Genomic DNA, 24,211 nt, shown 5'->3' with positions numbered 1-24,211 from the left:
ACTTTTAGAACAAGAATGGGACTGCTGGCGAAGAATGAGCAGTCAGTTTGTGAAACAAATGCAGAGCCTGAATAGAAATCAAGGAAAAGCTGGCTTATCCTTGGTTTCTAAGAATGGCAATGCAATGCAATCCCATTCCTCACGAGCTACAAGACCATTCCCCTACAAGGTGTCCTATTTGTGTTCTTTCTTGAGCCACTCCGCCACAAGCCTCGCGTCTCCGCCAGTCAATAGACCGGCCGGCATACCATTTCGACCTTTTAAAATAATGCTCATGATCTCTTTTTCCGAATATTTACTTCCGATATGTTTTAGAGAAGGCCCTGCTGCTCCTTCAAGATTGTTTCCGTGGCAGCTTGCACAGTTTTGTTTAAAGACACTGTCAGCAGCCAGCATGTTTTGCTTTTCATGTTTCTTCTGCTCGTCCTGTCCGTTATTGGATGAACATGCAGCCAAAAGCAGCATCGCCATACTGATCATGGCCATTTTCTTTTTCATCGATTTTCTCTCCTTTTTTTAAATTCTATGGTTGGAAACAAAGGAAAGGAATTCTCTTTGTTTGGAGTGATCGTATTTTGTCAGTGCATAGGTATTGGCGTCAGGCAGCTGAATAGAATGGCAGTCCACTTCCAGCATCCTTCCCTCCAGCAGTTCTCGCCTGACTGTAGAGGCAGGCAGAAAGGATACCCCAAGCCCTTCTATAATAAATCTTTTCGTAATATGCACTTGTGACACTTTCATCATTCGCACACCAGGATATTTAGCTTTAATCGTTTTAATCAAGCCTCCCCAGTAACCTGGGTGATTATGAGTCAATAGATAATTCAATTCGAATACTTCTGCTTCCTCCAGAGGCGGTGCGGATTCTGAATCCCGGCCATCGTGTGTACAAACCAAGATCACTTTGTCTCTGTATAGGAGATTACAGATTAAATTGGAATTGGCTGTAGGAAGACATGATAGACCAATATCCACTTCATCGTTCAATACCGCTTGTTCGATGTGTTCTGATTCTATGATTTTCACCGATATTTCTGTTTCAGGATGCTTATTTAAGTATCGCTTCAGCACAAAGGGAAGAATCGTGTCAGCGATCAGCGGTGAGATGGCCAGGATAAGCTTGCTCGTATAGCCCTGGCTGAAGGAAGCAAGATCTTCAAGCCCGTTTTCATAAACGGCAATCAGCTTTTTGGCATGATCCAAGTATCGTTTTCCGTCTTCCGTCAGTTTAACTTTCTTTCCTTCCCGATGAAAGAGCAATACCCCGATTTCTTTTTCAAGCTGCTTAATATGAACCGTTACGGAAGGCTGTGATATGTAAAGAATCTCTGCTGTTTTTCTAAAATTCCCCGTTTCTGCCGCCGTTAAAAAGGTATATAGCCAATTAAACTCCATTATTATCTCCTTATTAATGATCCTAATCAAGTTCTTTAAAAAGATTTAATTTTCTTAATTATATATATTCTATACAATGTTATCAAAGAAGAAAAGGAGAGATGATTGGTGGAAAAAGGTCTTAAAGGTGTTGTGGCAGCACAGACGTCCATCAGCCATGTGGATGGCCTGAATGGAAAATTGCTGTATAGAGGTTTAGATATCGGCGAAGTGACAAAGCACTATTCATTCGAAGAAACAGCCTACTTTCTATGGCATGGAAAATTTCCAACTGAAAATGAACTGAACGATCTGAAGAATGAGTTAAAAAGAAACAGGAAGCTTTCAGGTTCGATCAAAGAGATCATTGATCACCTTCCAAAGAACATGGATTTGATGAGCGTGATCCGAACCGCCATCTCTTCAGAAGGCTCTGAAGAATATGGCTGGAAACCTACGATTGCTCAAGCGATTAGACTGACAGCGCTCGTTCCGAGTATCATAGCCTATCGGACACGCAGCATAGAAGGTAGGCCGTTTGTTTCTCCCTTCGAGGACTTAGATCATGTTGAAAACTATCTTTATATGATCAACGGCATACCACCTTTAAAAGCACATGCTGAAGCGCTGGAAACCTATATGATCTTGACGCTGGAGCATGGGATGAACGCTTCAACATTTTCAGCAAGGGTAACAGCTTCCACAGAATCGGACCTCGTTTCTGCTGCAACATCAGCCATTGGGACGATGAAAGGCCCCCTTCACGGAGGTGCCCCTTCCGGTGTGATCGCACTGCTGGATGAAGTGGCGGAAGCAGGCGATCCCGAAAGAGTAATTCGAGAGAAGTTAGTTCGTGGTGAGAAGCTGATGGGATTTGGCCATCGCGTATATAAAACACTTGATCCGAGAGCGGCCGCTTTGAAGGAGCGTCTCTTAAACATGACAGGAAAAGACCAATGGCTTGATCTGGCTCTTGAGACAGAACGCACGGCTGTTGCTCTTTTGCAGGAATTTAAACCAGGACGTTCGCTGTATACGAACGTAGAATTTTATGCTGCAGCGATTATGAAGGCCATTCAAATGGATGACGAGCTGTTCACGCCCACCTTTACGGCCAGCCGAATGGTAGGCTGGACCGCCCATGTTCTTGAACAGTCAGAAGACAACACGATATTCAGGCCCGAATCGGTTTATATAGGGCCGACACACAGCAAGGAAGATGTGAAGAACTGAATTCGATTCTAAAAAACACAAAGCACTTCCGCAAAGGAGAAGTGCTTTTACTTATTACGAAATTCACTTGGTGAACAATCCAAGACCGTACGAAAGACTTTATAAAAATTTGACGGACTTCGAAACCCTGCTTCATAGCAGATTTCGAGATTTGTAAGGCTCGTATTTTTAAGAAGATGGGCCGCCTTGTCTACCCGGATCTTCTCCAAATATTCCCTCGGCGTTTCTGAGGTCGCCTGTTTAAATTGCCGTTCCAGATAAAACGGACTGACCCCGGCAAAATCGGCAATGTCCTGTAGAACAAGCGGTTCTTTATAATGCTGAACAAGAAATGATTTGACGCTTGTGACTAGCTCCATCTGCGGAGAAAGCCCGGCATCCGGCTGGCATCGTTTACAGGCTCGAAAGCCCGCCTCTACTGCTTCAGGAATAGTTCCATAGAAATCCACGTTGATCTTCTTCGGTTTTCTTGAGCGGCAGGAAGGACGGCAATAAATTTTTGTCGTTTTGACAGCAGTATAAAATAAACCGTCATACGAACTGTCGCACGCCATAATTTTTTCCCACATCTCATCAAATGAGAGATTGTCCATCTTCGCTGTCCCCTTCCTCTGCTCCTATTGTAAACTTCTGTTATTTTCAAGTTCAAGTAAAAATTGTTTTCGATCCAATCCACCCGCATATCCTCTCAAGTCACCATTATCCCCGATCACCCGATGGCAAGGAATAAGGATGCAGATGCGGTTCTTGCCGTTTGCGTTGGCCACTGCCCTGACGGCTTTGGGACGTCCCAGATGCTCCGCCTGCGCTTTATAGCTGCGCGTCGTGCCATAAGGTATATCCTTCAGCGCTTTCCATGTTTGCACTTGAAATTCCGTTCCGATGCTGGCAACCGGCACGGAAAATTCCTTGCGTGACCCGGAGAAATACTCTTTGAGCTCGAAACCTAATTGGCGGCTCAATGAGCTTGATCTCTTTTTGAGATTGGCTTTAAGTCTCTTTTTCAGAAAAACAAGCTCGGTCTCAAGCGCCCGCCGGTCCATAAATTCCAGCAAACAGCATTCCCCCTCATAAAAACAGGCGATCAAAACACCGATCGGCGTCAAGTATCTCTGGAAGCTAAGGGTATTCGGGAGCTCTTCGTCACGGTTGCTTTCGCTGCGGAGCATGTCGTTTACCCGCTTGACGTACACGTACTTTTGCAGATCTCCGTCATGCTGCTTCAAAAACCATCTCCTCGCACAGCTATAAGAGGAATCATCCGGAGAGATCTGCTTCAAATATTTTTCCGGATGTTGTTCCTTCTGTATCAGGTCAAGAAAGTCCCGGATGTCCTCTTGTTCGGTCCCATGGGTTAACGGCTTGCAAACTTTGCATTCCCTGAACCCGAAGCAGACGAGATCAAATAATCTTTTGGAAAAGACGGTGTTCTGCTTGTGGGGAGGTGTAGCGCTGCAGCCAAAGCGGCATGCGATGCCAGTTGTCGTCACGCCGATATAATAGCCAGCGTATTCATCCTTCCTAAGCAGTTTTTCGTAAAGGGCAGCATGCTTATCGTTTTCAGGTTCAATATAGTCATACCGTTTCTGAAGCATAAGATTCACCAAAAGCAAATCATTGCCTTGATGCAGTTCGTTAAACCGCTTGATCTGATTCATCTCATCACTCACCTCTTCATTATTCTGCCCTCATTCTATCAGCTTTCATCGGTTTAAATCGTCCTCATTCTTGCTCTTATGGTCTACTCGGCGTATTAAAAAAGACATGCCCTTTATCCGGGGGCATGCCTTTACTTATTTTTATTAATATCAGGGTTGGCCGCCATAAGGGCATTGGCGGTGTCCCATACAGCCGGCAGAAAGCTGATCACTTCCTGTGCCCTGTCAAAGATATCTCTTGTGGTTGCAATACCTAAATCAGCGAGGAGTTCGGTAAAAGCAGGAGCCAGTGATTCTTGCAAATCAAGCGGGGCATCTGCTGCAAGGATCGTGCGGCATCGCGCAAACGTGGCTGCAATCCAAAATACAGCTTCTCGATGAAAACCGTCCTGAATCAGTTTCCTGCTTCCATCAATGGCGATCGGACGGGCAATTTTCGTAATATCTGTACTGAAAAAGAACGGCGTCCTGGAGACCGCCGCTGCACCATCGAAGGTTCCTTCAAGGTTGGCTAGGTGGTGCTCCACTTTTTCAGAAGTAAAATGCTCACAGCCGAGCAGCCTCAACAGATCCGTATATAACCCCTCCTGTCCGTATTCCACCAGTACCTCGCGCGCTTTAAGGTAACGGAGCCGGACGGTCGGATTCTTCATGGCAGCAACGAGAAGAACGTGGGTCGTGACCCCTGCCGGAAACAGCCAGCTTGTTACTTGTTCATGAATCGGTGCTTTCGGCTGAATTGCAGCGAGCCCGGATTCAATTCTTCTCATTGCGTTTTCGCATCGGTTCCTCACCCATTTTTTCTCCGGAAAATACTTGGACACTTGCTGTTGGAGTTTCTGCAAATGTCCTGTGGGGTCAGCAATGATCGTGTTCGTACGGAAGCTTCCTGCCAAGTGGTAAGAGGATAGCACTTCTTGGGCTGATTTTAATAATTTTTGAGATAGATAAGTAGCTTCCAGCAAGGTATCACGATAGAGGAACTTGCCGGGTTTCATCGGCGGTTCGTCCTCCTTGGAAACAAGGACGACATCGACGTCTGAACCAACCGGCAGTTCTTCGTCGTCTGCGAGTCCGATGGTCGATCCGCTGAAATACGCACCCAAAAACCATCTTTCAGAGCTGGCGTACTTCTTCACCCAATCTGACGCGTTCGTACGAGCTTGACCGGCTTTCATCTTCTCACCCCGCTATTTTTATAAACAAAAAGGGAAGCCTGGAGATGTCTCCTTATGCTTCCCTGATGTGTTGATTAACGAAGATATGGGATTGGATTTACAGCGTTTGATTTCGCGTAGTTCCACTCACCTTTATGAAGTTCGAAATGCAAATGCTGTCCAGTGGAATGTCCAGTATTACCCATCGTACCAAGTCGTTGTCCTTGAGTTACACTTTGTCCTGTGCTGACTGCACGCTCACTCATATGTGCATAAACAGTCGTGTACAGCTGGCCGTCAATGAAAGAAGAAATAAATACGACATTACCGTAAGAAGACGATAGGTAAGAACGGGCAACCGTACCTGAAGCCGCTGCTGAGATCGCATTGTCCGATCCAGCTTGAGCGATATCGATACCCGGATGGAAATCACTGCCGCCAAAACGCTTGCCAAATGGCGATGAAACGTAGCCATTGGCAGGCCAGATAAAGTTCGCTGAAACACTTGGCTCGCTATGAGTCGGCGCAGGTGAAGGCGCTGAATCATGCCGCTCTTGTTGGCGTTCAGCCGCACGTTTGGCTGCCTCTTTACGGGCTGCTTCTTCACGCTTGCGCTGTTCAGCTTCTCTTTTTGCTCTTGCCATCTCTTCTTTTACCGCTTTTTCCTGTGCGGAAAGAATTTGATTTTTCTCTTCAATACTTGTCACGTCTTCATGAAGATGCGTTTCCTTCTTCTTTAATGAAGCGGACAGTCTGTTTTTTGCTTCTTTTTGGGCGCTGAGCTTATCATTCAGCCCATTTAATTCCTGAAGCTTCGCATTCAAGGAATTCAGCTTTTGTTCTACATGCTGTTTATCCTGTTCAACTGCTGCTTTATCTCGCTTTTGATCTTCCAAAATGGACTTATCAGATTCTGCGATCAAATTTAATGAGATCAAGCGGTCAAGGAAATCACCGAAGTTTTGTGAGCCAAGTACGACATCAAGGTACTTCACCGCTCCGCCACTTTCATACATGGAACGGACACGCTCTTTTAAGATCGCATCGCGTTCTTTGATGCGTTTTTGAATCTTGGCAATTTGGTCTTTCAAGCTTTGAATCTCGTTTTTCGTATCATTGATTTCTGTTTTTTTCGTCTGAATATTATTCAGCGTCTGCTGCAGAGTAGACTCAATTTTTTGCAGTTCCTCAAGCACCTGGTCCTGCTGTCCTTGCACGTCTTTAATTTCTGCGTTCTTTTCTTGTTTTTTGGCCTGGTTTTCAGCTTGCTTTTGATGTATATCACTTAACGTTTGCGCGTTAGCAGAAGTGTATGTAAAAGCGCTCAAGCCAATGCTTAGAGATAATAACCCCTTTAATATCTTTCTTTTCAATGGTATTGCCTCCTCCATACGTTCTCCTACACCCTCTTTTAATCCCAAGTGCAATTATATCATTTAGATAATAGAGTTTTTGGGCAATTACATTACAACTATATTTCAAATTGTTACAAAACTCGCGAAAATAACCTAAGAAATGTAAGAATGAGTGATTAATTGACATAAATGATGGGGTTTTACTTTGCAGGAACTGACAATGAATGGGGATAATGTAGGGGTTTTTGTGGAAATTAAGCCGGTTTAGTTGAGCGCAGTTATCTGAATTTTTAGTTTGGATCAATTATATTGAGTTACGCTCAATTAAATGTTGTTCGGCTCAATTAATTGAGCGTACGGCACAATTCCTCTCCTTTTCTGCTCAATTCTTCACATAAACTCCCCATCCGCTCTCCTCCCTCCATAAAACCACCCTTCTAAAGCAGGGAAATCTACTAAAAAAGAGAAATCTATCTAATAAGAAGTGTTGCTATGATCGTCAAATCTATACAAATCCCTCTTATCATCAAAAAACTAGAAGCCTTGCTTCGCAGACTGCCCCCAAACCATCCAAAACGTCCAATCATCGAAAAAGAGCTGGCCAGCCGGTTCAAAGGATACCGCGGCGAACAGTCCCTCGACTTTTATCTGCAAGAATTTCCATCGAAGGACCATCTTATCCTCCATGACATACGCCTTCCTGCTCTCAACAGTCAAATTCAAATGGATTTGCTCATTCTTACACCCTATTACCTTCTCAATCTAGAAGTGAAGAATTTTTCAGGCTCACTTCTTTTGACGAAACACATCCACAGCTGATTCGTACACACGAAGGTAAAGAAGAAGGATTTGCATATCCGATCATACAAATCCAACGCCATAAAAAGCTGTTAACCGAATGGCTTACAAAGAACCGTCTACCACCGCTCCCCATTGAATGCCTCGTTGTTATCAGCAGTCCCCGGACCATCATTCGAACCAAAGGCAGTCCTGGTAACCTCAAGTACATTACCCGAAGCTCTTTAGTCCCTGAAAAAATAGAACACCTTAACCAACTGCACACAAATGAGATTCTGAGCAAAAAGCAGTTAAAACGGTTGTCCACTCTTCTTATCAAAAAGCATACACCTGAAACATTCGATTCCCTCGAATACTTCCTCATACCTCCAACCGACCTTCTCACCGGCGTGCATTGCCCGGTATGTTTTACCCTTCCCATGAAAAGAAAAAGAGGAAAATGGGTCTGCATCGCCTGCTCCTATTCATTAAGCGATGCCCACATTTCCTCTTTACAAGATTATTATTTTCTTATTCAGCCGCCCATCACTAATCAGCAGTGCCGGCACTTTCTCCAGCTTTCATCTCGATTTATCGCTCATGATCTGCTTTCCGACATGCTCCTCCAGCATACAGGAACTACAAAAGGTAAAGTCTATTCCCTTAATGAACCTGAGAATTAAACGTCATGATCCAGATGGAGCCGGCTACGATCGTGAACACCATGACAGCTCCAAGCACAAGTGCCATCACATGATACCTCGGCTTCTCTCCTTCTCTAATGTGCATGAAGAAGAAAAACTGAATGATGAGCTGCAGTAAAGCGATCAAAAGAATGGAAACCGTCAGCATGCTCTTGCTCATCACATGCTGGATCACAAGCCACAGCGGGATGATCGTTAAAATGATGGAAAAGAGAAAACCCATAATGTATGTCTTTGCTGAACCATGGTTTTCATGTCCGTTCATCTACATCACCCCCAACAGATAAACAACGGTAAAGATGAAAATCCAGACGACATCGAGAAAATGCCAGTACAGGCCGACAATCGTTACTTTTTCTTTGGTCAGATGGTCGATGCCGTGCCTGCCGATCTGAACCATCACACCAATCATCCAGATCAAACCGAACGTGACGTGAAGTCCGTGCGTTCCGACCAGTGTAAAAAAGGAAGAAAGAAACGCGTTAGTGGATATCGTTGCTCCCTCAGCTGCCATTTTGGCAAACTCCGTAATTTCAAGTCCCACAAAGGACATACCGAGCAATACGGTGACCGCCAGCCATGCCATCAGCTGTTTTTTGTTTCCTTTATGCATCGCGAGTGAAGCAAGCCCGCTCGTAAAGCTGCTTGCCAAAAGGATGAAGGTTTCAGCAGTAAAGCCCTTGACCTCAAACAGCTCATGCCCTGTAAGATCTCCATCTGTGTGAGTCCTCAAGACGGCATATACAGCAAACAAACAAGCGAAAATGATACAGTCTGTTACAAGAAAAATCCAAAAGCCCAGCAATTTAAACGTATCGTGATGCGCCTCGTGGCGGGTATCCATAGACGTTACCGATTGTGCCATCACACGACCCTCCCTAAAGAAGCTTCCGTCCGCTTGATTTCATCTACAGGAATGTAGTAGTCCGTTTTCCGCTGGAAGGAACGGGCCAGCAAGCAGATGGCTACACCAGCCAAGCCGGCGATTCCTACCCACACCCATTCAAAAGTAAGCCCAAATCCAGCTACAAACCAGCACGCCGCCATGAAAAATGGAATACCTGAGTTTTTAGGCATGTGGATCGGTTCAAACTCTTTATTTACTTTTTCATATGCAGCTCCATGCTTATGTTCCTTCATATCCCACCAGGCATCATCACTCTTCACCTCTGGAATATAGGCAAAGTTATAAAGCGGAGCAGGAGATGGAATGGACCACTCCAGCGTCCGGCCGTTCCACGGATCTCCTGTAAGATCGCGCTCGCCGTTCTTGATGCTGTAGAGGATCTGCCACACCTGGAACACGAAGCCGATTCCCATAAGGAACGCGCCACCCGTGGAAACAAGGTTGTACGGCGCCCATCCCATGTCCCATCCGTACGTATAGACACGGCGGGTCATGCCCATGAATCCAAGCGCATATTGCGGCATGAAGCATACATAGAACCCGATGTTCCATGTCCAGAATGCCCATTTGCCGAGGCGGTCGTTCAATTTAAAGCCGAACATTTTCGGCCACCAGTAGTAGAGTCCTGCCAAATACCCGAAGACGACCCCGCCAATCAAGACCTGATGAAAGTGGGCAATCAGGAAATAGCTGTTATGGTACTGATAGTCAGCCGGCGCAACAGCCAGCATGACCCCTGTCGCTCCCCCAACGACAAAGCAGGGAATAAAAGCGAGCGTCCAGAGCATCGGCTGCGTCATGCTGATGCGGCCGCGGAACATCGTGAACAGCCAGTTGAATACTTTAACACCGGTTGGAATACCGATTGCCATCGTTGTTATGGCAAAGAACGTATTCACATCGGCTCCGGCACCCATCGTGAAAAAGTGATGGACCCACGTAAAGTAGGAAAGTACACTGATGATCATCATGGAAAATACCATGGATTTATAGCCGAAAATTTTCTTTTTCGAGAAGGTGCTGACGACCTCTGAGTAGATACCGAACGCCGGCAGCACTACGATATACACTTCTGGATGTCCCCACATCCAGATCAGGTTGACATACATCATCGGATTTCCGCCTCCGGTTGCCGTAAAGATATGGGCACCGAAAAAGCGGTCAACAAACAATAACGCCAGCGTTATCGTCAATACAGGAAACGCGAAGATGATCGTGATGCAGCTGGCTAGTACAGACCAGGAGAACAGCGGCATCTTCATGAGTTTCATGCCGGGAGCACGCATCTTTAAAATGGTGACGAGAAAGTTAATTCCAGTTGCCAGACTTCCAATCCCAGAGATTTGAATTCCCCAGATATAGAAGTTTTGTCCCGGCCCCGGGCTTCCCGCAAGTTCGGATAACGGCGGATAGCTCAGCCAGCCGGCATCCGGCGATCCTCCCACAACAAAGGATAAGTTGAACAGCATGGCGCCAAAGAAAAACAGCCAGAAGCTCAGCGCGTTCAAGAACGGATACGCGACATCGCGCGCTCCGAGCTGCAGCGGCACCACAATGTTAAACAGTGCAAACATAAAGGGCATCGCCATAAACAAAATCATGATTGTGCCGTGCGTCGTAAAAATCTCATTGTAATGCTGTGAATCCAAAAAGTGTGAATTCGGGAACGCCAGCTGCATTCTCATGAGCAGTGCGTCAACTCCTCCCCTGAACAGCATGAGGAGGGAGGATACCAAATACATAATTCCGATTTTTTTATGATCAACGGTTGTGAGCCACTCGCGCCACAGCCAGCCCCATTTTTTGAAAAACGTAAGAAAAACCAAAATACCAAGAAGCGTGATCACAATGGCAACATCCGCGCCATAAATCAGCGGATCGCCGGTTACAAAAAATCCTTTCGCCTTGTCTGCCATCTGTTTTTCCCCCTTTCTTCTTTTCTATTATTTATCGTGGTCCATCATCGACATGTCATGTCCCCCGTGCTTCATCTCAGGCTTCATATATTTGCCGCCGTTGCGGTCGATCGTGTTATGAAACAAGGATTCAGGATACGAAGAAAATGATTGTTTCTCTGCCAGTCCTTTTTTCGTCAGCAGATCATATCTCTCCTGAGTTAGCGCCGGAGCTGATTTTTTAATTTGTTGTGCCCATTGGTTAAATTCAGCCTGCGGCTTGGCAACCACCTTAAATTTCATATGTGCAAAACCTTTTCCGGTAAAGTTGGCACCAGATCCGAAGTACGTTCCCGTCTTGTCTGCCTGCAGCCAGAGCCTCATCGCCATTCCCGGCATCGTATATTCTTGTCCGCCAAGCTCCGGAACCCAGAACGAGTTCATCATCGAATCCGATGTTAATTGGAATTGAACTGGAACGCCGGCCGGAATTTCCGCATAGTTGACGGTCGCAATTTTTTGATCGGGATACTGAAACAGCCACTTCCAATCGAGTGAGGTGACCTGAATGGTAATCGGTTTTACATCTGTCACCGGCGGTTTGACAAGAGAATACGTTGTTTTGGCAGTGTAAACGCCTAAAATACAAATAATGATGACCGGAATTCCCCACCACACGATCTCCAATATTTTGCTGTCATTCCACTCTGGCGTATACGGTGCTTTATTGCCCGGTTTGTCACGGTACCTGTATACGATATAAAAAAGCAAAACTAAAACCGGTATCACCACAGCGGCACATAAAACCGCAGACAATACAATTAAGTCAAACTCCTTTTGCGCGACAGGCCCGGACGGATTAAAGACGAGATACCGCCGGTCGCATCCTGTTAGAAGTGCTAACAGGGTGATGCCCAGAGCAGAAACCTTCCAAAGATAGCCGGACGTATGTTTCTTCATGTGTGACCTCTCCTTTCATAACCTGAAACAATGTTTCTATCTTCCTGACGGAGTGAAATAAGTACTATTTCATGCTATAACGGAGGGGCTTTTCTCATATGTGATATAAATCACACTTTCATAAAAATAAGGCCTGTTCTGCTTCTTTTGTCACAAAGTGGACAAATAAGGCCGCAGCAGGAAAAAATACTGTCACGCCATCTGGGCACCTGCATAGGGTATGGTAGTGACCATCTGCCAAAAGAAAGAGGGTAAACTATGGTGCAAAACCTGGATTACACATCACCAGCCACTCAATACACCGCCGATGTCAGCAGCAACGTGTTCACCAAAGACCGCGAGAATTATATAAATGTTTTGGGGATCCAGCAGTTAAACACGTTGGACAATGTTTCCTTATTGGATATTTTCTTGAGCACCAATAACGTCGTCGAACCTCATTATCACCAAAATGCCGCAGAGCTTGTGTACTGCATTTCCGGTTCTGCTGTTGTTTCCATCTTCAATCCGTTTACGAAACAGTTCCATCACTATCCGATCGGACCCCGGCAGGTTGCTAACGTTCCTCAAGGCTGGTGGCATTATGAAGTGGCTGCCTCTGACCAAACCCACCTGCTGGCTATATTCAACTCACCGACCCCGGATGTCATCCTGGGTTCCGATCTTTTAAAATTCACCCCGTCCAACATCATGGCTCACACATATTGCATGAATGAAAAACAATGGATCCAAACGGTCGCACCCGTCCAGTCCACCACGTTTATCGGGCCGCCGAAAAACTGCAGTGGAGAACAACGCCAAGATCAGTATTATCCAAGCCATTATCCTCAGACTTTCTATCATCCGCCATATTAAAACGGCAAAAAAAAAGGCTTACCTCGACGGGTAAGCCTTGCTTGTTATTTTTCTGTTTTCGCGAACGTTGCGATACGTTCTCCGATTTCATCACGGACGCGCTGGAACACCTTCCATTTTTCTTCTTCTGTTCCTTCCGCTTTCGCCGGATCATCAAATCCCCAGTGATCTCGTTTTACATGCGGAGGAGTCATCGGGCACTTGTCAGCCGCATCCCCGCAGAGCGTGACAACAAGATCTGCGTTATTTAAAATATCGGGATCAATGATGTCAGACGTTTGATTCGAAATATCAATCTCCACTTCATTCATCGCTTTAACCGCATTGGGATTTAAGCCATGTGCTTCAATCCCTGCGCTTTTTACTTCCCAGTCTTCACCAAGATGCTTTTTAGCCCAGCCTTCTGCCATCTGGCTTCTGCATGAATTTCCGGTACATAAGAAATAGATTGTTTTTTTAGCCATTCTCAAACACTCCTTAACTCAATTTAATGAAGGATAATTAACCATAGATAGAGACCTGTCAACGTTATAAACAAGGTTGGAACGGTTAAAACGACCCCAATTTTAAAGTAGTATCCCCATGTTATTTTCACGCCTTTAGTATTCAGCACATGAAGCCATAATAATGTAGCTAACGAACCAATCGGTGTAAGTTTCGGCCCCAAGTCCGAACCGATCACGTTCGCATAAATCAAGGCTTCCCTCATGACACCTGTAGTATGGGTATCAGATATGGCTAACGCATCAATCATAACGGTTGGCATATTATTCATCACAGAAGAGATGACTGCTGCGATAAAGCCCATTCCAATCGTTCCTGCAAATAGTCCATGATGTGTGACGGATTCAATGGCACTAGCCAATAAATTGGTCAGTCCTGCATTTCGCAAACCATACACGACAACATACATACCGATGGAAAAGAATACGACCGCCCAAGGTGCACCTTTTATTACTGTTCTTGTCTGGACGGCTGAGCTTTTTCTTGCAGCTGCCAAGAAAATAACCGCGATGACTCCTGCGATGAAGGATACAGGTACAGAGAAGAATTCTCCTATAAAGTATCCAGCGAGCAGAACAGCTAATACATACCATGACAATGTAAACATTTTTACATCTTTAATGGCCTCTGCCGGTTTTTTCAGCTGATTGACATCGTATGTCTTTGGTATGCTTTTTCTGAAATACAGATAGAGTACAAGAATGCTTGCCAGCAGACTAAAGAGATTGGGAATGATCATACGGCTGGCATACTCTGAAAAACTGATGCCGAAAAAGTCGGCTGAAACAATATTCACCAGATTGCTGACGATCAGCGGCAAGGAAGTCGTATCTGCAATAAACCCGCTGGCCATGATAAATGGGATCACCATTTTGTGCTCAAATTTCAAATGGCGAACCATCGCTAAAACGATAGGAGTTAAGATTAACGCAGCTCCGTCGTTGGCAAAGAAAGCGGACACCACTGCTCCTAATACCGTTACCAGCAAAAACATTCTGATCCCGTTTCCATTTGCATAGCGGGCCACATGAAGAGCCGCCCACTCAAAGAACCCTACCTCATCTAAAATAAGAGAAATAATGATAATAGCAACAAATGTGAGAGTAGCGTTCCAAACAATTCCCGTTACATCTATTACATCCTGAAAGGAGACCACTTGAAAGAGCAAAGCAATAAGAGCTCCTCCACAAGCTGACCATCCAATACTAAGACCTCTTGGCTGCCAGATCACAAACGTCAGTGTGGCTAAAAAAATGATACTGGCAATAATGACTGAACTCACAAATATAATACCTCCTTAACTATCACAAGAAATTCGTTTTCCCTGTGCCTCTAATTCTTCTATACGATACTGCTGACTCGGTAAGCCCTGAATGACTTGCAGGACAAACGAACGAAAAGGATAAGCAGCATTTAATGAATAATAGATCCACTGCCCGTTTCTCCGTTCTTTAACTAAACCGATATCCCTTAACTTTCGCAGGTGCTGACTAACGGCTGGCTGGCTCATCTGAAACAGATCGACAAATTCACAGACACAGCATTCGTTCTCAGACAATATTTTCACCATGGCTAACCGTGTTTTATCGCCTAATAATTTTAGTATGTTAGCAGCGGTTTCCAATTTTAATTCTTGACTGGCCATCCAGCAAGCACCTCCAATATCATCACATTATCCGTCATCATTATATAAGTATATACTTATGTACGCAACAATAAATTCGTATCAACAAAAAGTCACCTGCCGGAATAACAGGTGACCTAGTATGATTTAGCAGCAAGACGCTGATTTTGTTGGTTCATGTACTTCTCTATCACTCTTCGTATAAAAGAATTCCCACTCATTCCCGTCTGGATCCGTCACCCAAAATTTATCTTGAGTGGCATAGCAGCAGTAAACATCCATTTCTTCACGGGCAAAAAATCCTAACTTCTCTAAACGATCCTTGTGTTTTATCACTTCTTCCTCGTTTTCCACTTGGAAACCGAAATGGCCGACCTGATTTCCTGATACTTTGCCTTTGAGGTTTAATTTAAAGTTAAGACCTGGATCTTTGAGTAAGTATTTCGCATAATTTGCCTTCACTTTTACTGGATCTGTATTAAAAACCTTAGAATAGAACTCCATGGATTTTTCCAGATCCGTGACATTGATGCCCACATGCATTTTCATCGTGAAACCCTCCATCCAAGAATGATTTTATTTATTGCAGCACGACGCTTCTTTCGCTTCTTCTTTTACTTCCTTGATTTCAATCTTGCAGCAATCTGATTGTTTAGTTGACTTTCCAGTTAGTTTGCGTAACCAGCTCAAATTTTCTCCTCCTCACTAAATCAATTTTAATTGATTTAATGACAGTATATTAGCAGATTTTTCTAATTGCAAGTGTTTAATCAAAAAAAATTGATTATTAATGTTTACCTCTTTTATATTTCATCATAAGATAAAAGTAAGTAAAAATAATACTTTCGAATTTAAATCAAATATTTTTGATAAAGGAGTTGACATTTGAAAATAATGGATATAGTATGAGTACATCAAGAAAGTTTGATTTTAATCGAGGTGAATGAACGTGCAAAAAGAAATTCCGCTTAAAGATGTTTCAAATGACAACCATCGTTCAACAGAAAATGATTTTGAGATGTATGAAAGCAAGTTCAAAGCCCTTGCCGACAAAAAACGGTTGCAAATAATGAACATCCTAACCCAAAGAGGAAGTATGTGTGTCTGCGATCTTGCTCCCCTCATGGATATGACTCAATCTAAATTGTCGTATCACTTGAAAATCCTATGGGATGCCAACATTCTAACCAAGGAAACAAGAGGCACCTGGAGCTATTACAACATCAATACAGAAGAAATTAATCATTTGTTATCACACGAACTCTGCTGCATTTTTAAACCAAGCTGTTAAATTTTTTTCGAAATTACATCAATTTTTTTTGATTAATAAATCAAAATTATTTGATTAAAACTTGGGAGGAATAATTATGTTTCATGAGTATGCCGTTTACCAATGGATAAAAGCTCGTCAAGAAATGGTTGAAAGAAACGCAAGGAATGCCTGGATGCATCACGTTCCACAGATTACAAGTAAAACAAGAAGTCAGGCAATGCCTGCATCATTAAAAACGGAGACCTGCTGCACCAGTGCGTGCTCTTAAGGAGGAGATGAAGTATGTGGATTGAAACGTTAAAATCATTCGGTTCCATTGCTTTAGAATTAACCCTCTTCTTCATTGCGATATCCTTTTTAATCAGTCTTTTTCAAGGTTATATTCCCTATGAAAAAATAGAAAAGAAATTAGCCGGGAAAAACAAGGTCATCGCCGCTATAGCGGCCATCGTGTTTGCGTTTATTACACCCTTTTGTTCCTGCTCCACGATTCCAGTAGTCGTCAACATGTTAAAAAAGAAAATGCCATTTGGCATCGTAATGGTTTTTCTTTTCGCTTCACCAGTTCTTGATCCCACCATCTTAACCATCATGGGCGTCGCATTAGGTTGGAAGGTGACGGTGATCTATACCCTCTTAACCTCCGTGTTCTCCATCATCATTGGGTTTATGCTTGAGAAACTTGGGTACGAAAACTCAGTTAAAAACGTGGTGATGACAGGATACGAAGAACAAACTCAAAAGTTCAATGTCAAATTGGCGTTAAAAGAAACTTGGGACCTCATGAAAAGTGTATATCCATACTTGGTTCTCGGGGCAGCCATTGGAGCTGTAATTCATGGACTGGTTCCAACAGAATGGATTTCATCCGTTTTTGGAAGAGACCACTGGTGGCTGATTCCGATTGCCGCCACCATCGGAATCCCGCTTTACATTCGGCTGTCGAGCATGATTCCCATCTCACAGATTCTGATAGCAAAAGGTATGGCGTTAGGACCTGTAATGGCCATGATCATCAGTTCGGCTGGCGCCAGTTTGCCCGAAGTCATATTATTAAAATCCATCTTTAAAAAGAGGCTGGTTTATACGTTTGTCTTCTCTGTCTTTACCATGTCTACTATTTCGGGTTTTATATTCTACTTGATTTAAGAGAGGATAAAAAGGGGCTGTCCAAGAAGTCTGGTAGCTGTTGATCTCCGCTCCAGGCTGCTCGCTTTCCGCGGGGCGTGCGGTGAGCCTCTTTGGCGCAAGCGCCTGCGGGAGTCTCACCTGTCACGCTAGTCCCGCAGGAGTCTCGCACTTTGCACTCCAATAAACTTTTCATTGAAGATTTTTCACCTCAAAGGAGCTCCCTGAAGGTCAATTTTCGACTTTCAGGACAGCCCCCTCTATTTTGTCAACCTTTTTTACAGTCCTCAATGTCTGCTTCAGTATCGATTACGTTCATAGGAAATTACGATACTTCCACACTCTTCTTTTCTGTCACTTCATGCACGAACAGCAAGCCGAGCTCGTGATGTTCATTCTCATAGAGCGACCGCTGGGAAAAACGGAGCTCTCCTCTATGATCCAGAACTTCGAGTTTACAAAAGGCTGCATTAATCTGCAATGCACGGTAGAATTCACGCTCATTTTTCAAGGCGACTCCGTTCACCTTCATGATGACTTCTCCAACCTGGATTCCCATCTTGGCAGCAGGGGTGCCAGGCACCACACCGAGGACCACGAGTCCTTCATTCCGGCGTGTGAAGAATGGCTTGCCGCTCTCATCACGCTGGCTGTTAATGACGGTAATGAGCTCACGGCCAAGCGTTCCGCCAATGATAGCGATAACCGCAAGCAGCGGCAAGTCTGTAAAGAAACCAACCAGCGCAATCGCCACAATAAGTGCGCCGAGAGCCAGTACTTGTTTTCCGGTCGCTTTAATCGCCTCCTGTGGAAGGGAATGAGAATTCAGCTGACGGAAACCTACCGCAAATGGGACAAGGAGAATGGAGTATCCTACAGCCTGCAATCCAAAGATCGGCCAATCTCCCTGTGCGGGAATGGCACCGATCGGGATGAGGAAAAATTGCGGGACAAGCCAGAACCTTGTTGCCTCATGCGCACCCACGTATTGACCTCTCTTGCCTTTCAAAAGACGGGGAGACGTTCGATTTGACCCTTTCCAGATGATCAGAATCCCTTCCTGAATGAGGAGGAGTGCCATTAGAATACCGAGAGCATCAAGCGGCGTGTTGCGGATATCCCTCAGCCATGTATCCAGCAGAACTACATTCGTCGTGATATGCGGGAGAACAAGTGCAACTATTGATGCGAGTCCGATCGCATAAGCCGGGTTTAAAAACCTTGTTCTCAGTGTTAAGCCAAGCAACGCGTACATTGCGCCGATCAAGGCCACCATTCCCATCGGAACGACGACACCGGCGCCGAGCAGAACAACGGAAAAAATAATACCAATGAGAAGACCAGGAAAAAATGATTGAATCAAATTATCAATCACAGGGTGGACCTTTACTTTAAATTCTTTTCGTTCCCGTTTTACTCGCTTAAAACCAATAACAAAAGCAACAATCACAAACACGTATGAAAGTGGATGTAAAAAAAGAGCCGCTATGCCCTCAAGCAGTTCCTTTACATAGATATCCATCACGCAAACCTCTCCTTAATGCTTCTTTTCTCAACGTTCGTAATCTATTCAAAATGTGATTCCGGCTTCTGCCTGGAATGTAAATTTACAAAAGCATTATGTAGTTAATATTTTTAAGTATAACCCGAAAAGAACAAGGAGTGTGAGAAAAATGTGTAGCTTTTCATAAAGAAAGGCGCTTACAGATCGTTTGTCAGAAGATGAGCAGACGTTCGGTTGGGTTTACATGCGGGTTTTCATGAATTACGTGCGGGTTTTTAGCATTTACGTGCCAGTTTAATCACTTTACGTGCAGCTTTATTGCCTTAACGTGCCACTTTCCACCTTTTACATGCCAAACACAGCATTTCTCCAGCTTCTCAATCAACAAAAAAATTCCGCAGGCAAGAACCTGCGGAATCCTTCGTTATTTTTTCTTTTCTGCCGCCATCTCCAAAGCAGTTTGAAGCTGGACGTCGTTTTTCTTGTTTCTGATCTCAGTGATGATCTTGCTTTCCAGCTTGCCGGCTGTTTTTTGATCCACTTTGCCGGATGGGCTGAGCTTGTTGGCTTTTTGGAAAGCAGTAACGGCTGTTTCTGTTTTTTCGTCAAAATAGCCGTCTGTGCGTCCCGGATCAAAGCCAAGGCCCTGAAGCATTTTCTGCGCATTTTTTACTTGCTCGCTGTTCATGTCAAAAACAAGCGGTTTTTCGATTGTAAGCGGGCTTGTGTAGAAGTAAGCCGGCTGTTTTACGGCATAATTTGGCTTGATGCCTTTTTTATGGATCCAATTGCCGTCCGGAGTCAGCCATTTAGCAAGCGTCAGCTTCACATTGCTGCCATCCCCCAGATCGATGGTCTGCTGAACCGTTCCTTTTCCGAACGTTTTCTCGCCGACTAGCGGATAGCCGCCTGCTTCTTTTAATGCTCCAGCCATGATTTCAGAAGCTGAGGCACTTCCTCCATCTACGAGACCGACAATAGGATAGGCTTTCTTCTCTTTCAGCTGAGAAACATACCGTTCCTTGTTGCCTTTGCGGTCTTGAATTTGAACGAACGGTTTGCCTGCCGGAATAATTTCCTTCAGCATGCTGTCGACCGCATTCAGATAACCGCCTGGATTTCCGCGGACATCGATGACAAGCCCTTGGATACCTTTGCTTTCAAGTTCACCCAGTTTATCTTTAAAATCGGTTCCTGTATCTTCAGAGAAAGAGGTAATGTTGAGGACACCGATTTTTTTGCCGTTTACGTTTCGAACGTTAGAATAAACCGTCTCAATCGGAATCGTGTCGCGTTTCACATCGATGTTAAGCGTGTCATTAACACCTTTTCGCTTAATGCCGAGTGTAACTGTAGAACCTTTTTTGCCTCGGATTTTTAGAACAGCCTGATACAGATCAAGCCCTTCAAGACTTTTGCCGTCAACTGAAACGATCTGGTCATTCGGCTTCACACCTGAACGTTCTGCAGGTGAATCTTTAAATGGTGCAATAACGGTTACTTTTCCGTCCTGCATGCTTACTTCTGTTCCAATACCTTCAAAGGAAGAATCCAGTGATTGGGTAAACTGGCTGGCCGTGTCTTCATCCATATAGACAGAGTAAGGATCTTTTAATGTCCTTACCATCCCGTCGATGGCACCTTCAAGCAGTTTCTCTGAATCTACTTTCTGATAATACCTCGAGGAGATCAGCTCGTACGTTTTTTGAAGCTTCGCAAATTCCTGATCATGATTCACCGGCGCTTTGGTGCTTTTCATCTCACTGACCGAGCCGGCGTTGCCCAATGATTGATCTTTATTGGACCATTGCATGTAGCCGTACATTCCGCCGGCTCCAATAACAAGCGATAAAACCATAAGAAGCGCAACAACTTTTCTTTTCAATTTCGCTCACCTCATTTTTGGCAGAAAAAGGCATCACACCTTCCCGATGCGATGCCAATTTTCAAAGTAAGAGATGGACCTGATGTGTCCGCCCGAAACTCCTACTCTATATTATGAACAGCTTGTATTTTTATGTCCATATATTTCTCTGATTACATATACGGACGAGGGTCAACTGCATTGGATTTCGATGCGTTCCATGGCCCTTTGTGAAGTTCAAAATGCAAGTGCTGGCCTGTTGAATGGCCGGTGTTCCCCATATATCCGATCAGCTGGCCGCGTTTTACAGAACCGCCCTGAACGACACGTTCTCTCATGTGCCCGTAAACCGTGGTCCACGTTTGTCCATTGATCGAGTGGGTAATGAAGATTACATTTCCATAGGATGAAGAGTAATCTGAACGGATGACAGTACCATCTGCCGCTGCGTAGATCGGAACTGTACCTGGCTTGGCAATATCAACACCCGCGTGGAACTTGTTCCAGCGAGAACCGATCCCGGAAGTAAAGATACCCGCTGCCGGCTTCATGATCATTCCTGATCCGGTATTCGCAGCATTTCCGCCTGCGCTTCCCTTCGAGCTGTTTTGCTCCTCAGCCTGTTTGGCTCGAGCTTGTTCTTCTTTAATGGCCTTCTCCTGGCTGCTTAGAAGCTCAGCTGAATGCTCATACTTTTCCACTTCGTCCTCAATTTCAGAATGCTTTTTCTTTAATGAAGACATCAAACGGGTTTTCTCTTCCATTTGTGCATCAAGCTGCTTCTTCAGATCCTGAAGCTCACGCATTTTGTCCTGGAGAGCAGAAAGCTGATCTTCAACCTTTTGTTTCTTCTGCTCTAAAAGGTCCTTATCTTTCTTTTGCTCTTCCAATAGCTGGCGGTCCTGATCCGCAATCAGGTTCAATGCGACAACCCGGTCAAGAAAGTCACCGAAGTTTTTTGATCCGAGAACCACATCAAGATACTGGACAGCTCCGCCGCTCTCGTACATGGAGCTGACGCGTTCTTTCAGCAGCTGGTCCCGCTTGTCAATCCGCTTTTGAACAAGATCAATCTCGTTCTTAAGCTGATCGATCTGATCCTGCGTTAATTGGATCTCGTTTTCTTTCTTTTTAATCTGGCTTTCTGTAGCCATCGTTGATTTATCGATGCGTTCAATTTCCTTTTTTGTAGCTGCCTGATTCTTTTCGTTGAGCTTTAGTTTTGCGTTAGCGGCGCCTTGTTTCTTTTTATTCGCCTCTTTTTTCTCTTGTATGCTCTTTAGCGTTTCTGCGCTGGCTGTCGTGGATGATTGGTATGCTGTAATACCGCTAAGAGCGAGGCTTAATGAAAGTGTTAATCCTGCGATCTTTCTGTTCAAATCAAGTCCTCCCCTTTTCTACCCCAATTTTTCATGTATATCTTTCGTAATCTTTGTGGCTCTTGGAAGCAGTTGATTTCCGTTCCTGGCTGCTCACTTTCCGCGGGGCGTGCGCTGAACCCCTCGGCGCATGCGCCTGTGGGTTTCACCTGTCACGCTTCTCCCAGCCGTAGTCTCGCACCTTGCACTCCATCAACTTGTCCATGAAGTCTCTTTGCAAAATTGTTTCCAAAGCACAATCTTGCTAAAAATGAATTTATACTTTTAAGAATTTACGTACGGATGAAATGCTTCCCCATACTCCAATCAATCCACCGATAATGGCCAGCAATGCTGAAAGCTGAAGCACCATCGGATAGACCGGCAGCAGTCTGACAAAGACGGTATCGAGCTGATTATTGACTGAGCCGTGCAGGAATTCGTATCCGAACACGATAACGAGGATCGGAACAATCGCCCCCATCACACCCAGTACAAACCCTTCAATAAAGAAAGGCCAGCGAATAAAGCCATTTGTTGCACCAACAAGTTTCATAATTTCAATTTCTTTACGCCGGGATACAATTGTAAGTTTAATCGTGTTTGAAATGAGGAACATTGCTGTAAAGATCAATCCAACGATCAATACAATCCCAACATTTCTGGCAGCGCCTGTCACTTTAAACAGCTTTTCTACGGTTCCCTGGCCGTAATCAACCTTCTTGATGTGGTCAAATTTCTCTATTTCAGAAGCAACTGATGCGGTATCCTGAGGCTTTTTCGTTTTAATGATGTACGCATCTGGCAATGGATTCTCTTTTTTCAGAGATGAGAAAGCTTTTCCTTCATCTCCAAGGCTTTTGATCAATTCTTTCAATCCATCTTCTTTGGATTGGAATTTCACTTCATTGACATGCGGAACCTGTTCCATTTTTTGCTGCAGATCAGCATACTCCGTCTGTTTTGTCGTGCGGTCAATATACGCCCGAATCTCTACATCGCCTTCAATCTGGCTTGCAAGATGATTTAAGTTTAATAGGACCACTAGAAAAACGCCGACAAGCAATAAAGTAACCGTTACTGCACTAACGGAGGCAAATGACATCCAGCCATTTCTCCCAAGACTTTTAAATGCTTCTGTAAAGTGACGCTTTAGGGTTCTAGTTTTCATAGCCGTATTCCCCCTTCTGCTCGTCACGCACGATTCGTCCGCCTTCGATGGCGATTACGCGCTTTTGAAAACTGTTAACAATATCTTTATTGTGAGTGGCCATGACAACTGTCGTACCACGTTCGTTGATTTCCTTGAAGATGTCCATGATCTCCCATGCCGTTTCAGGGTCAAGGTTTCCTGTCGGCTCATCCGCAATAATAACTGGAGGATGATTAACGATGGAGCGGGCGATCGATACACGCTGCTGCTCTCCGCCTGATAGCTCATCGGGAAAAGAACGTGCTTTGTTTTTCAGCCGAACCAGATCGAGAACTTCCATAACGCGCTGGCGGATTACTTTTGGAGTCTCTTCGATAACTTCAAGTGCAAAAGCAACATTTTCATATACTGTCAGCTTTGGCAAAAGTTTAAAGTCCTGAAAGACTACTCCAATTTTCCTGCGCATTTTAGGAATGTTTCGTTCCCTTAATTTTGCCAGATCTGTGCCTTGTATGAGGATCGAACCTTTTGTCGGCTTCTCTTCTCTGTACATGCACTTGATAAATGTAGATTTACCGGCTCCACTCGGCCCTACTACATAAACAAATTCTCCTTTATCTATGTAGATATCGATCCCATTTAAAGCCATAACACCATTGGGATATGTTTTCCATACATCTTTCATTTCTATCAAAATTCATCACTTCCTTAATTCAGAACTGCGTATTTCCCCATCCGCCTTTTAAATTCGACAATCTATAACAACCAATTTATTAAAATCAGTGTTTTTTCCCGTAATTCCTATTATAACATCGGAAACTGTAAAATTTATTACAGTTTCATTTCAAGTTACGACGTTATTTTCGAATAACAAGTGACTTTTTCACTATCTTTACAGCTTTTCGACAAATATATTACGACATTATTC

The 24,211-nt window shown here is 44.4% G+C and carries 24 protein-coding genes; 5 read left to right on the top strand and 19 right to left on the bottom strand.

The genetic code is table 11. The features are described 5' to 3' along the window. Positions 1-174 precede the first annotated feature (174 nt). Complete coding sequence (cccB, locus tag P4361_RS01890) at positions 175-498, bottom strand: cytochrome c551 (RefSeq protein ID WP_053357037.1); 324 nt, start codon at positions 496-498, stop codon at positions 175-177. 18 nt (positions 499-516) lie between these two features. Continuing rightward, positions 517-1,395, bottom strand: a complete 879-nt coding sequence (locus tag P4361_RS01885; protein WP_091002936.1) for a LysR family transcriptional regulator — start codon at positions 1,393-1,395, stop codon at positions 517-519. 105 nt (positions 1,396-1,500) lie between these two features. Between P4361_RS01885 and P4361_RS01880 the strand changes: the two genes are divergently transcribed. Then, positions 1,501-2,607, top strand: a complete 1,107-nt coding sequence (locus tag P4361_RS01880; protein ID WP_328088109.1) for a citrate synthase/methylcitrate synthase — start codon at positions 1,501-1,503, stop codon at positions 2,605-2,607. A 47-nt stretch (positions 2,608-2,654) separates the two neighbouring features. Here the strand turns inward: P4361_RS01880 and P4361_RS01875 are convergent, their stop codons facing one another. The 4 genes from P4361_RS01875 to P4361_RS01860 form a co-directional block, all read right to left on the bottom strand. Further along, entirely contained in the window at positions 2,655-3,200 is a 546-nt protein-coding gene (locus P4361_RS01875) for a bifunctional transcriptional activator/DNA repair enzyme AdaA (protein WP_328088108.1), read from the bottom strand. Between the two features lie 24 nt (positions 3,201-3,224). Continuing rightward, complete coding sequence (locus P4361_RS01870; RefSeq protein ID WP_328088107.1) at positions 3,225-4,265, bottom strand: methylated-DNA--[protein]-cysteine S-methyltransferase; 1,041 nt, start codon at positions 4,263-4,265, stop codon at positions 3,225-3,227. A 131-nt stretch (positions 4,266-4,396) separates the two neighbouring features. Next, entirely contained in the window at positions 4,397-5,443 is a 1,047-nt protein-coding gene (locus P4361_RS01865) for a hypothetical protein (RefSeq protein WP_328088106.1), read from the bottom strand. A 74-nt stretch (positions 5,444-5,517) separates the two neighbouring features. Next, positions 5,518-6,795, bottom strand: a complete 1,278-nt coding sequence (locus P4361_RS01860; RefSeq protein ID WP_328088105.1) for a murein hydrolase activator EnvC family protein — start codon at positions 6,793-6,795, stop codon at positions 5,518-5,520. A gap of 474 nt (positions 6,796-7,269) precedes the next feature. Between P4361_RS01860 and P4361_RS01855 the strand changes: the two genes are divergently transcribed. Then, entirely contained in the window at positions 7,270-7,596 is a 327-nt protein-coding gene (locus tag P4361_RS01855) for a nuclease-related domain-containing protein (RefSeq protein ID WP_328088104.1), read from the top strand. A 621-nt stretch (positions 7,597-8,217) separates the two neighbouring features. Here the strand turns inward: P4361_RS01855 and cyoD are convergent. The 4 genes from cyoD to P4361_RS01835 are packed head-to-tail and all read right to left on the bottom strand — an operon-like array spanning position 8,218 to position 12,020. Further along, entirely contained in the window at positions 8,218-8,523 is a 306-nt protein-coding gene (gene cyoD / locus P4361_RS01850) for a cytochrome o ubiquinol oxidase subunit IV (protein WP_053357028.1), read from the bottom strand. Beyond that, positions 8,524-9,123 carry a cytochrome o ubiquinol oxidase subunit III gene (cyoC, locus tag P4361_RS01845; protein WP_248253877.1) on the bottom strand — a complete coding sequence of 200 codons (600 nt, stop codon included), beginning with the start codon at positions 9,121-9,123 and terminating at the stop codon, positions 8,524-8,526. Beyond that, entirely contained in the window at positions 9,123-11,081 is a 1,959-nt protein-coding gene (qoxB, locus tag P4361_RS01840; RefSeq protein WP_328088102.1) for a cytochrome aa3 quinol oxidase subunit I, read from the bottom strand. The genes cyoC and qoxB overlap by 1 nt, the downstream gene beginning before the upstream one ends. A 27-nt stretch (positions 11,082-11,108) precedes the next feature. After that, a complete protein-coding gene (locus P4361_RS01835; RefSeq protein ID WP_328088101.1) occupies positions 11,109-12,020 on the bottom strand; it encodes a ubiquinol oxidase subunit II in 912 nt (303 codons plus the stop codon). 258 nt (positions 12,021-12,278) lie between these two features. Between P4361_RS01835 and P4361_RS01830 the strand changes: the two genes are divergently transcribed. Then, entirely contained in the window at positions 12,279-12,875 is a 597-nt protein-coding gene (locus P4361_RS01830; protein ID WP_053357025.1) for a cupin domain-containing protein, read from the top strand. A 44-nt stretch (positions 12,876-12,919) separates the two neighbouring features. Here the strand turns inward: P4361_RS01830 and arsC are convergent, their stop codons facing one another. From arsC to P4361_RS01810, 4 genes are all read right to left on the bottom strand, one after another. Beyond that, positions 12,920-13,339, bottom strand: coding sequence for an arsenate reductase (thioredoxin) (arsC, locus tag P4361_RS01825; RefSeq protein ID WP_328088099.1), 420 nt, complete (start codon positions 13,337-13,339; stop codon positions 12,920-12,922). A 23-nt stretch (positions 13,340-13,362) separates the two neighbouring features. Continuing rightward, positions 13,363-14,661 carry an arsenic transporter gene (locus P4361_RS01820; protein ID WP_091002903.1) on the bottom strand — a complete coding sequence of 433 codons (1,299 nt, stop codon included), beginning with the start codon at positions 14,659-14,661 and terminating at the stop codon, positions 13,363-13,365. Positions 14,662-14,676: 15 nt separating this feature from the next. Next, positions 14,677-15,024 carry an ArsR/SmtB family transcription factor gene (locus P4361_RS01815; RefSeq protein WP_091002901.1) on the bottom strand — a complete coding sequence of 116 codons (348 nt, stop codon included), beginning with the start codon at positions 15,022-15,024 and terminating at the stop codon, positions 14,677-14,679. 126 nt (positions 15,025-15,150) lie between these two features. Beyond that, positions 15,151-15,552, bottom strand: coding sequence for an ArsI/CadI family heavy metal resistance metalloenzyme (locus tag P4361_RS01810; protein WP_328088097.1), 402 nt, complete (start codon positions 15,550-15,552; stop codon positions 15,151-15,153). A 469-nt stretch (positions 15,553-16,021) separates the two neighbouring features. On the opposite strand from P4361_RS01810, the gene P4361_RS01805 reads away from it, so the two are divergent. Both P4361_RS01805 and P4361_RS01800 read left to right on the top strand, forming a co-directional pair. Then, positions 16,022-16,294: a metalloregulator ArsR/SmtB family transcription factor gene (locus P4361_RS01805; protein WP_328088121.1), complete on the top strand. Its 273-nt coding sequence runs from the start codon at positions 16,022-16,024 to the stop codon at positions 16,292-16,294. A gap of 264 nt (positions 16,295-16,558) precedes the next feature. After that, a complete protein-coding gene (locus tag P4361_RS01800) occupies positions 16,559-17,425 on the top strand; it encodes a permease (protein ID WP_328088096.1) in 867 nt (288 codons plus the stop codon). A gap of 304 nt (positions 17,426-17,729) precedes the next feature. Here P4361_RS01800 and P4361_RS01795 read toward each other — a convergent pair whose 3' ends face one another. From P4361_RS01795 to ftsE, 5 genes are all read right to left on the bottom strand, one after another. Then, on the bottom strand, positions 17,730-18,926 hold the full coding sequence (locus P4361_RS01795; protein ID WP_328088119.1) for a PDZ domain-containing protein: 1,197 nt from the start codon (positions 18,924-18,926) through the stop codon (positions 17,730-17,732). Between the two features lie 406 nt (positions 18,927-19,332). Next, a complete protein-coding gene (locus P4361_RS01790; RefSeq protein ID WP_328088094.1) occupies positions 19,333-20,793 on the bottom strand; it encodes a S41 family peptidase in 1,461 nt (486 codons plus the stop codon). 152 nt (positions 20,794-20,945) lie between these two features. Continuing rightward, entirely contained in the window at positions 20,946-22,151 is a 1,206-nt protein-coding gene (locus P4361_RS01785) for a murein hydrolase activator EnvC family protein (RefSeq protein WP_328088093.1), read from the bottom strand. Positions 22,152-22,407: 256 nt separating this feature from the next. Further along, positions 22,408-23,301 (bottom strand): permease-like cell division protein FtsX, encoded by an 894-nt coding sequence (gene ftsX, locus P4361_RS01780; protein ID WP_328088092.1) that lies wholly within the window; start codon positions 23,299-23,301, stop codon positions 22,408-22,410. Beyond that, complete coding sequence (ftsE, locus tag P4361_RS01775; protein ID WP_328088091.1) at positions 23,291-23,977, bottom strand: cell division ATP-binding protein FtsE; 687 nt, start codon at positions 23,975-23,977, stop codon at positions 23,291-23,293. The genes ftsX and ftsE overlap by 11 nt, the downstream gene beginning before the upstream one ends. Positions 23,978-24,211: the final 234 nt, after the last annotated feature.

This window comes from Fictibacillus sp. B-59209 (assembly GCF_036216745.1).
GTDB lineage: Bacteria > Bacillota > Bacilli > Bacillales > Fictibacillaceae > Fictibacillus_C > Fictibacillus_C marinisediminis.
The sequence above is the reverse complement of the archived record's forward strand: the minus strand, read 5'-3'. Positions and strand labels throughout refer to the sequence as shown.

Excerpts from the sequence above, each read along its gene's own strand:
- arsC (WP_328088099.1), bottom strand. The coding sequence starts at position 13,339 with ATGGCTAAAAAAACAATCTATTTCTTATGTACCGGAAATTCATGCAGA.
- qoxB (WP_328088102.1), bottom strand. The coding sequence starts at position 11,081 with ATGGCAGACAAGGCGAAAGGATTTTTTGTAACCGGCGATCCGCTGATT.
- P4361_RS01830 (WP_053357025.1), top strand. The coding sequence starts at position 12,279 with ATGGTGCAAAACCTGGATTACACATCACCAGCCACTCAATACACCGCC.
- P4361_RS01865 (WP_328088106.1), bottom strand. The coding sequence starts at position 5,443 with ATGAAAGCCGGTCAAGCTCGTACGAACGCGTCAGATTGGGTGAAGAAG.
- P4361_RS01855 (WP_328088104.1), top strand. The coding sequence starts at position 7,270 with ATGATCGTCAAATCTATACAAATCCCTCTTATCATCAAAAAACTAGAA.
- P4361_RS01795 (WP_328088119.1), bottom strand. The coding sequence starts at position 18,926 with ATGGATATCTATGTAAAGGAACTGCTTGAGGGCATAGCGGCTCTTTTT.
- cyoD (WP_053357028.1), bottom strand. The coding sequence starts at position 8,523 with ATGAACGGACATGAAAACCATGGTTCAGCAAAGACATACATTATGGGT.
- P4361_RS01810 (WP_328088097.1), bottom strand. The coding sequence starts at position 15,552 with ATGAAAATGCATGTGGGCATCAATGTCACGGATCTGGAAAAATCCATG.
- P4361_RS01875 (WP_328088108.1), bottom strand. The coding sequence starts at position 3,200 with ATGGACAATCTCTCATTTGATGAGATGTGGGAAAAAATTATGGCGTGC.
- P4361_RS01885 (WP_091002936.1), bottom strand. The coding sequence starts at position 1,395 with ATGGAGTTTAATTGGCTATATACCTTTTTAACGGCGGCAGAAACGGGG.
- P4361_RS01815 (WP_091002901.1), bottom strand. The coding sequence starts at position 15,024 with ATGGCCAGTCAAGAATTAAAATTGGAAACCGCTGCTAACATACTAAAA.
- P4361_RS01800 (WP_328088096.1), top strand. The coding sequence starts at position 16,559 with ATGTGGATTGAAACGTTAAAATCATTCGGTTCCATTGCTTTAGAATTA.
- P4361_RS01870 (WP_328088107.1), bottom strand. The coding sequence starts at position 4,265 with ATGAATCAGATCAAGCGGTTTAACGAACTGCATCAAGGCAATGATTTG.
- P4361_RS01835 (WP_328088101.1), bottom strand. The coding sequence starts at position 12,020 with ATGAAGAAACATACGTCCGGCTATCTTTGGAAGGTTTCTGCTCTGGGC.
- cyoC (WP_248253877.1), bottom strand. The coding sequence starts at position 9,123 with ATGGCACAATCGGTAACGTCTATGGATACCCGCCACGAGGCGCATCAC.
- ftsX (WP_328088092.1), bottom strand. The coding sequence starts at position 23,301 with ATGAAAACTAGAACCCTAAAGCGTCACTTTACAGAAGCATTTAAAAGT.
- cccB (WP_053357037.1), bottom strand. The coding sequence starts at position 498 with ATGAAAAAGAAAATGGCCATGATCAGTATGGCGATGCTGCTTTTGGCT.
- P4361_RS01805 (WP_328088121.1), top strand. The coding sequence starts at position 16,022 with ATGTATGAAAGCAAGTTCAAAGCCCTTGCCGACAAAAAACGGTTGCAA.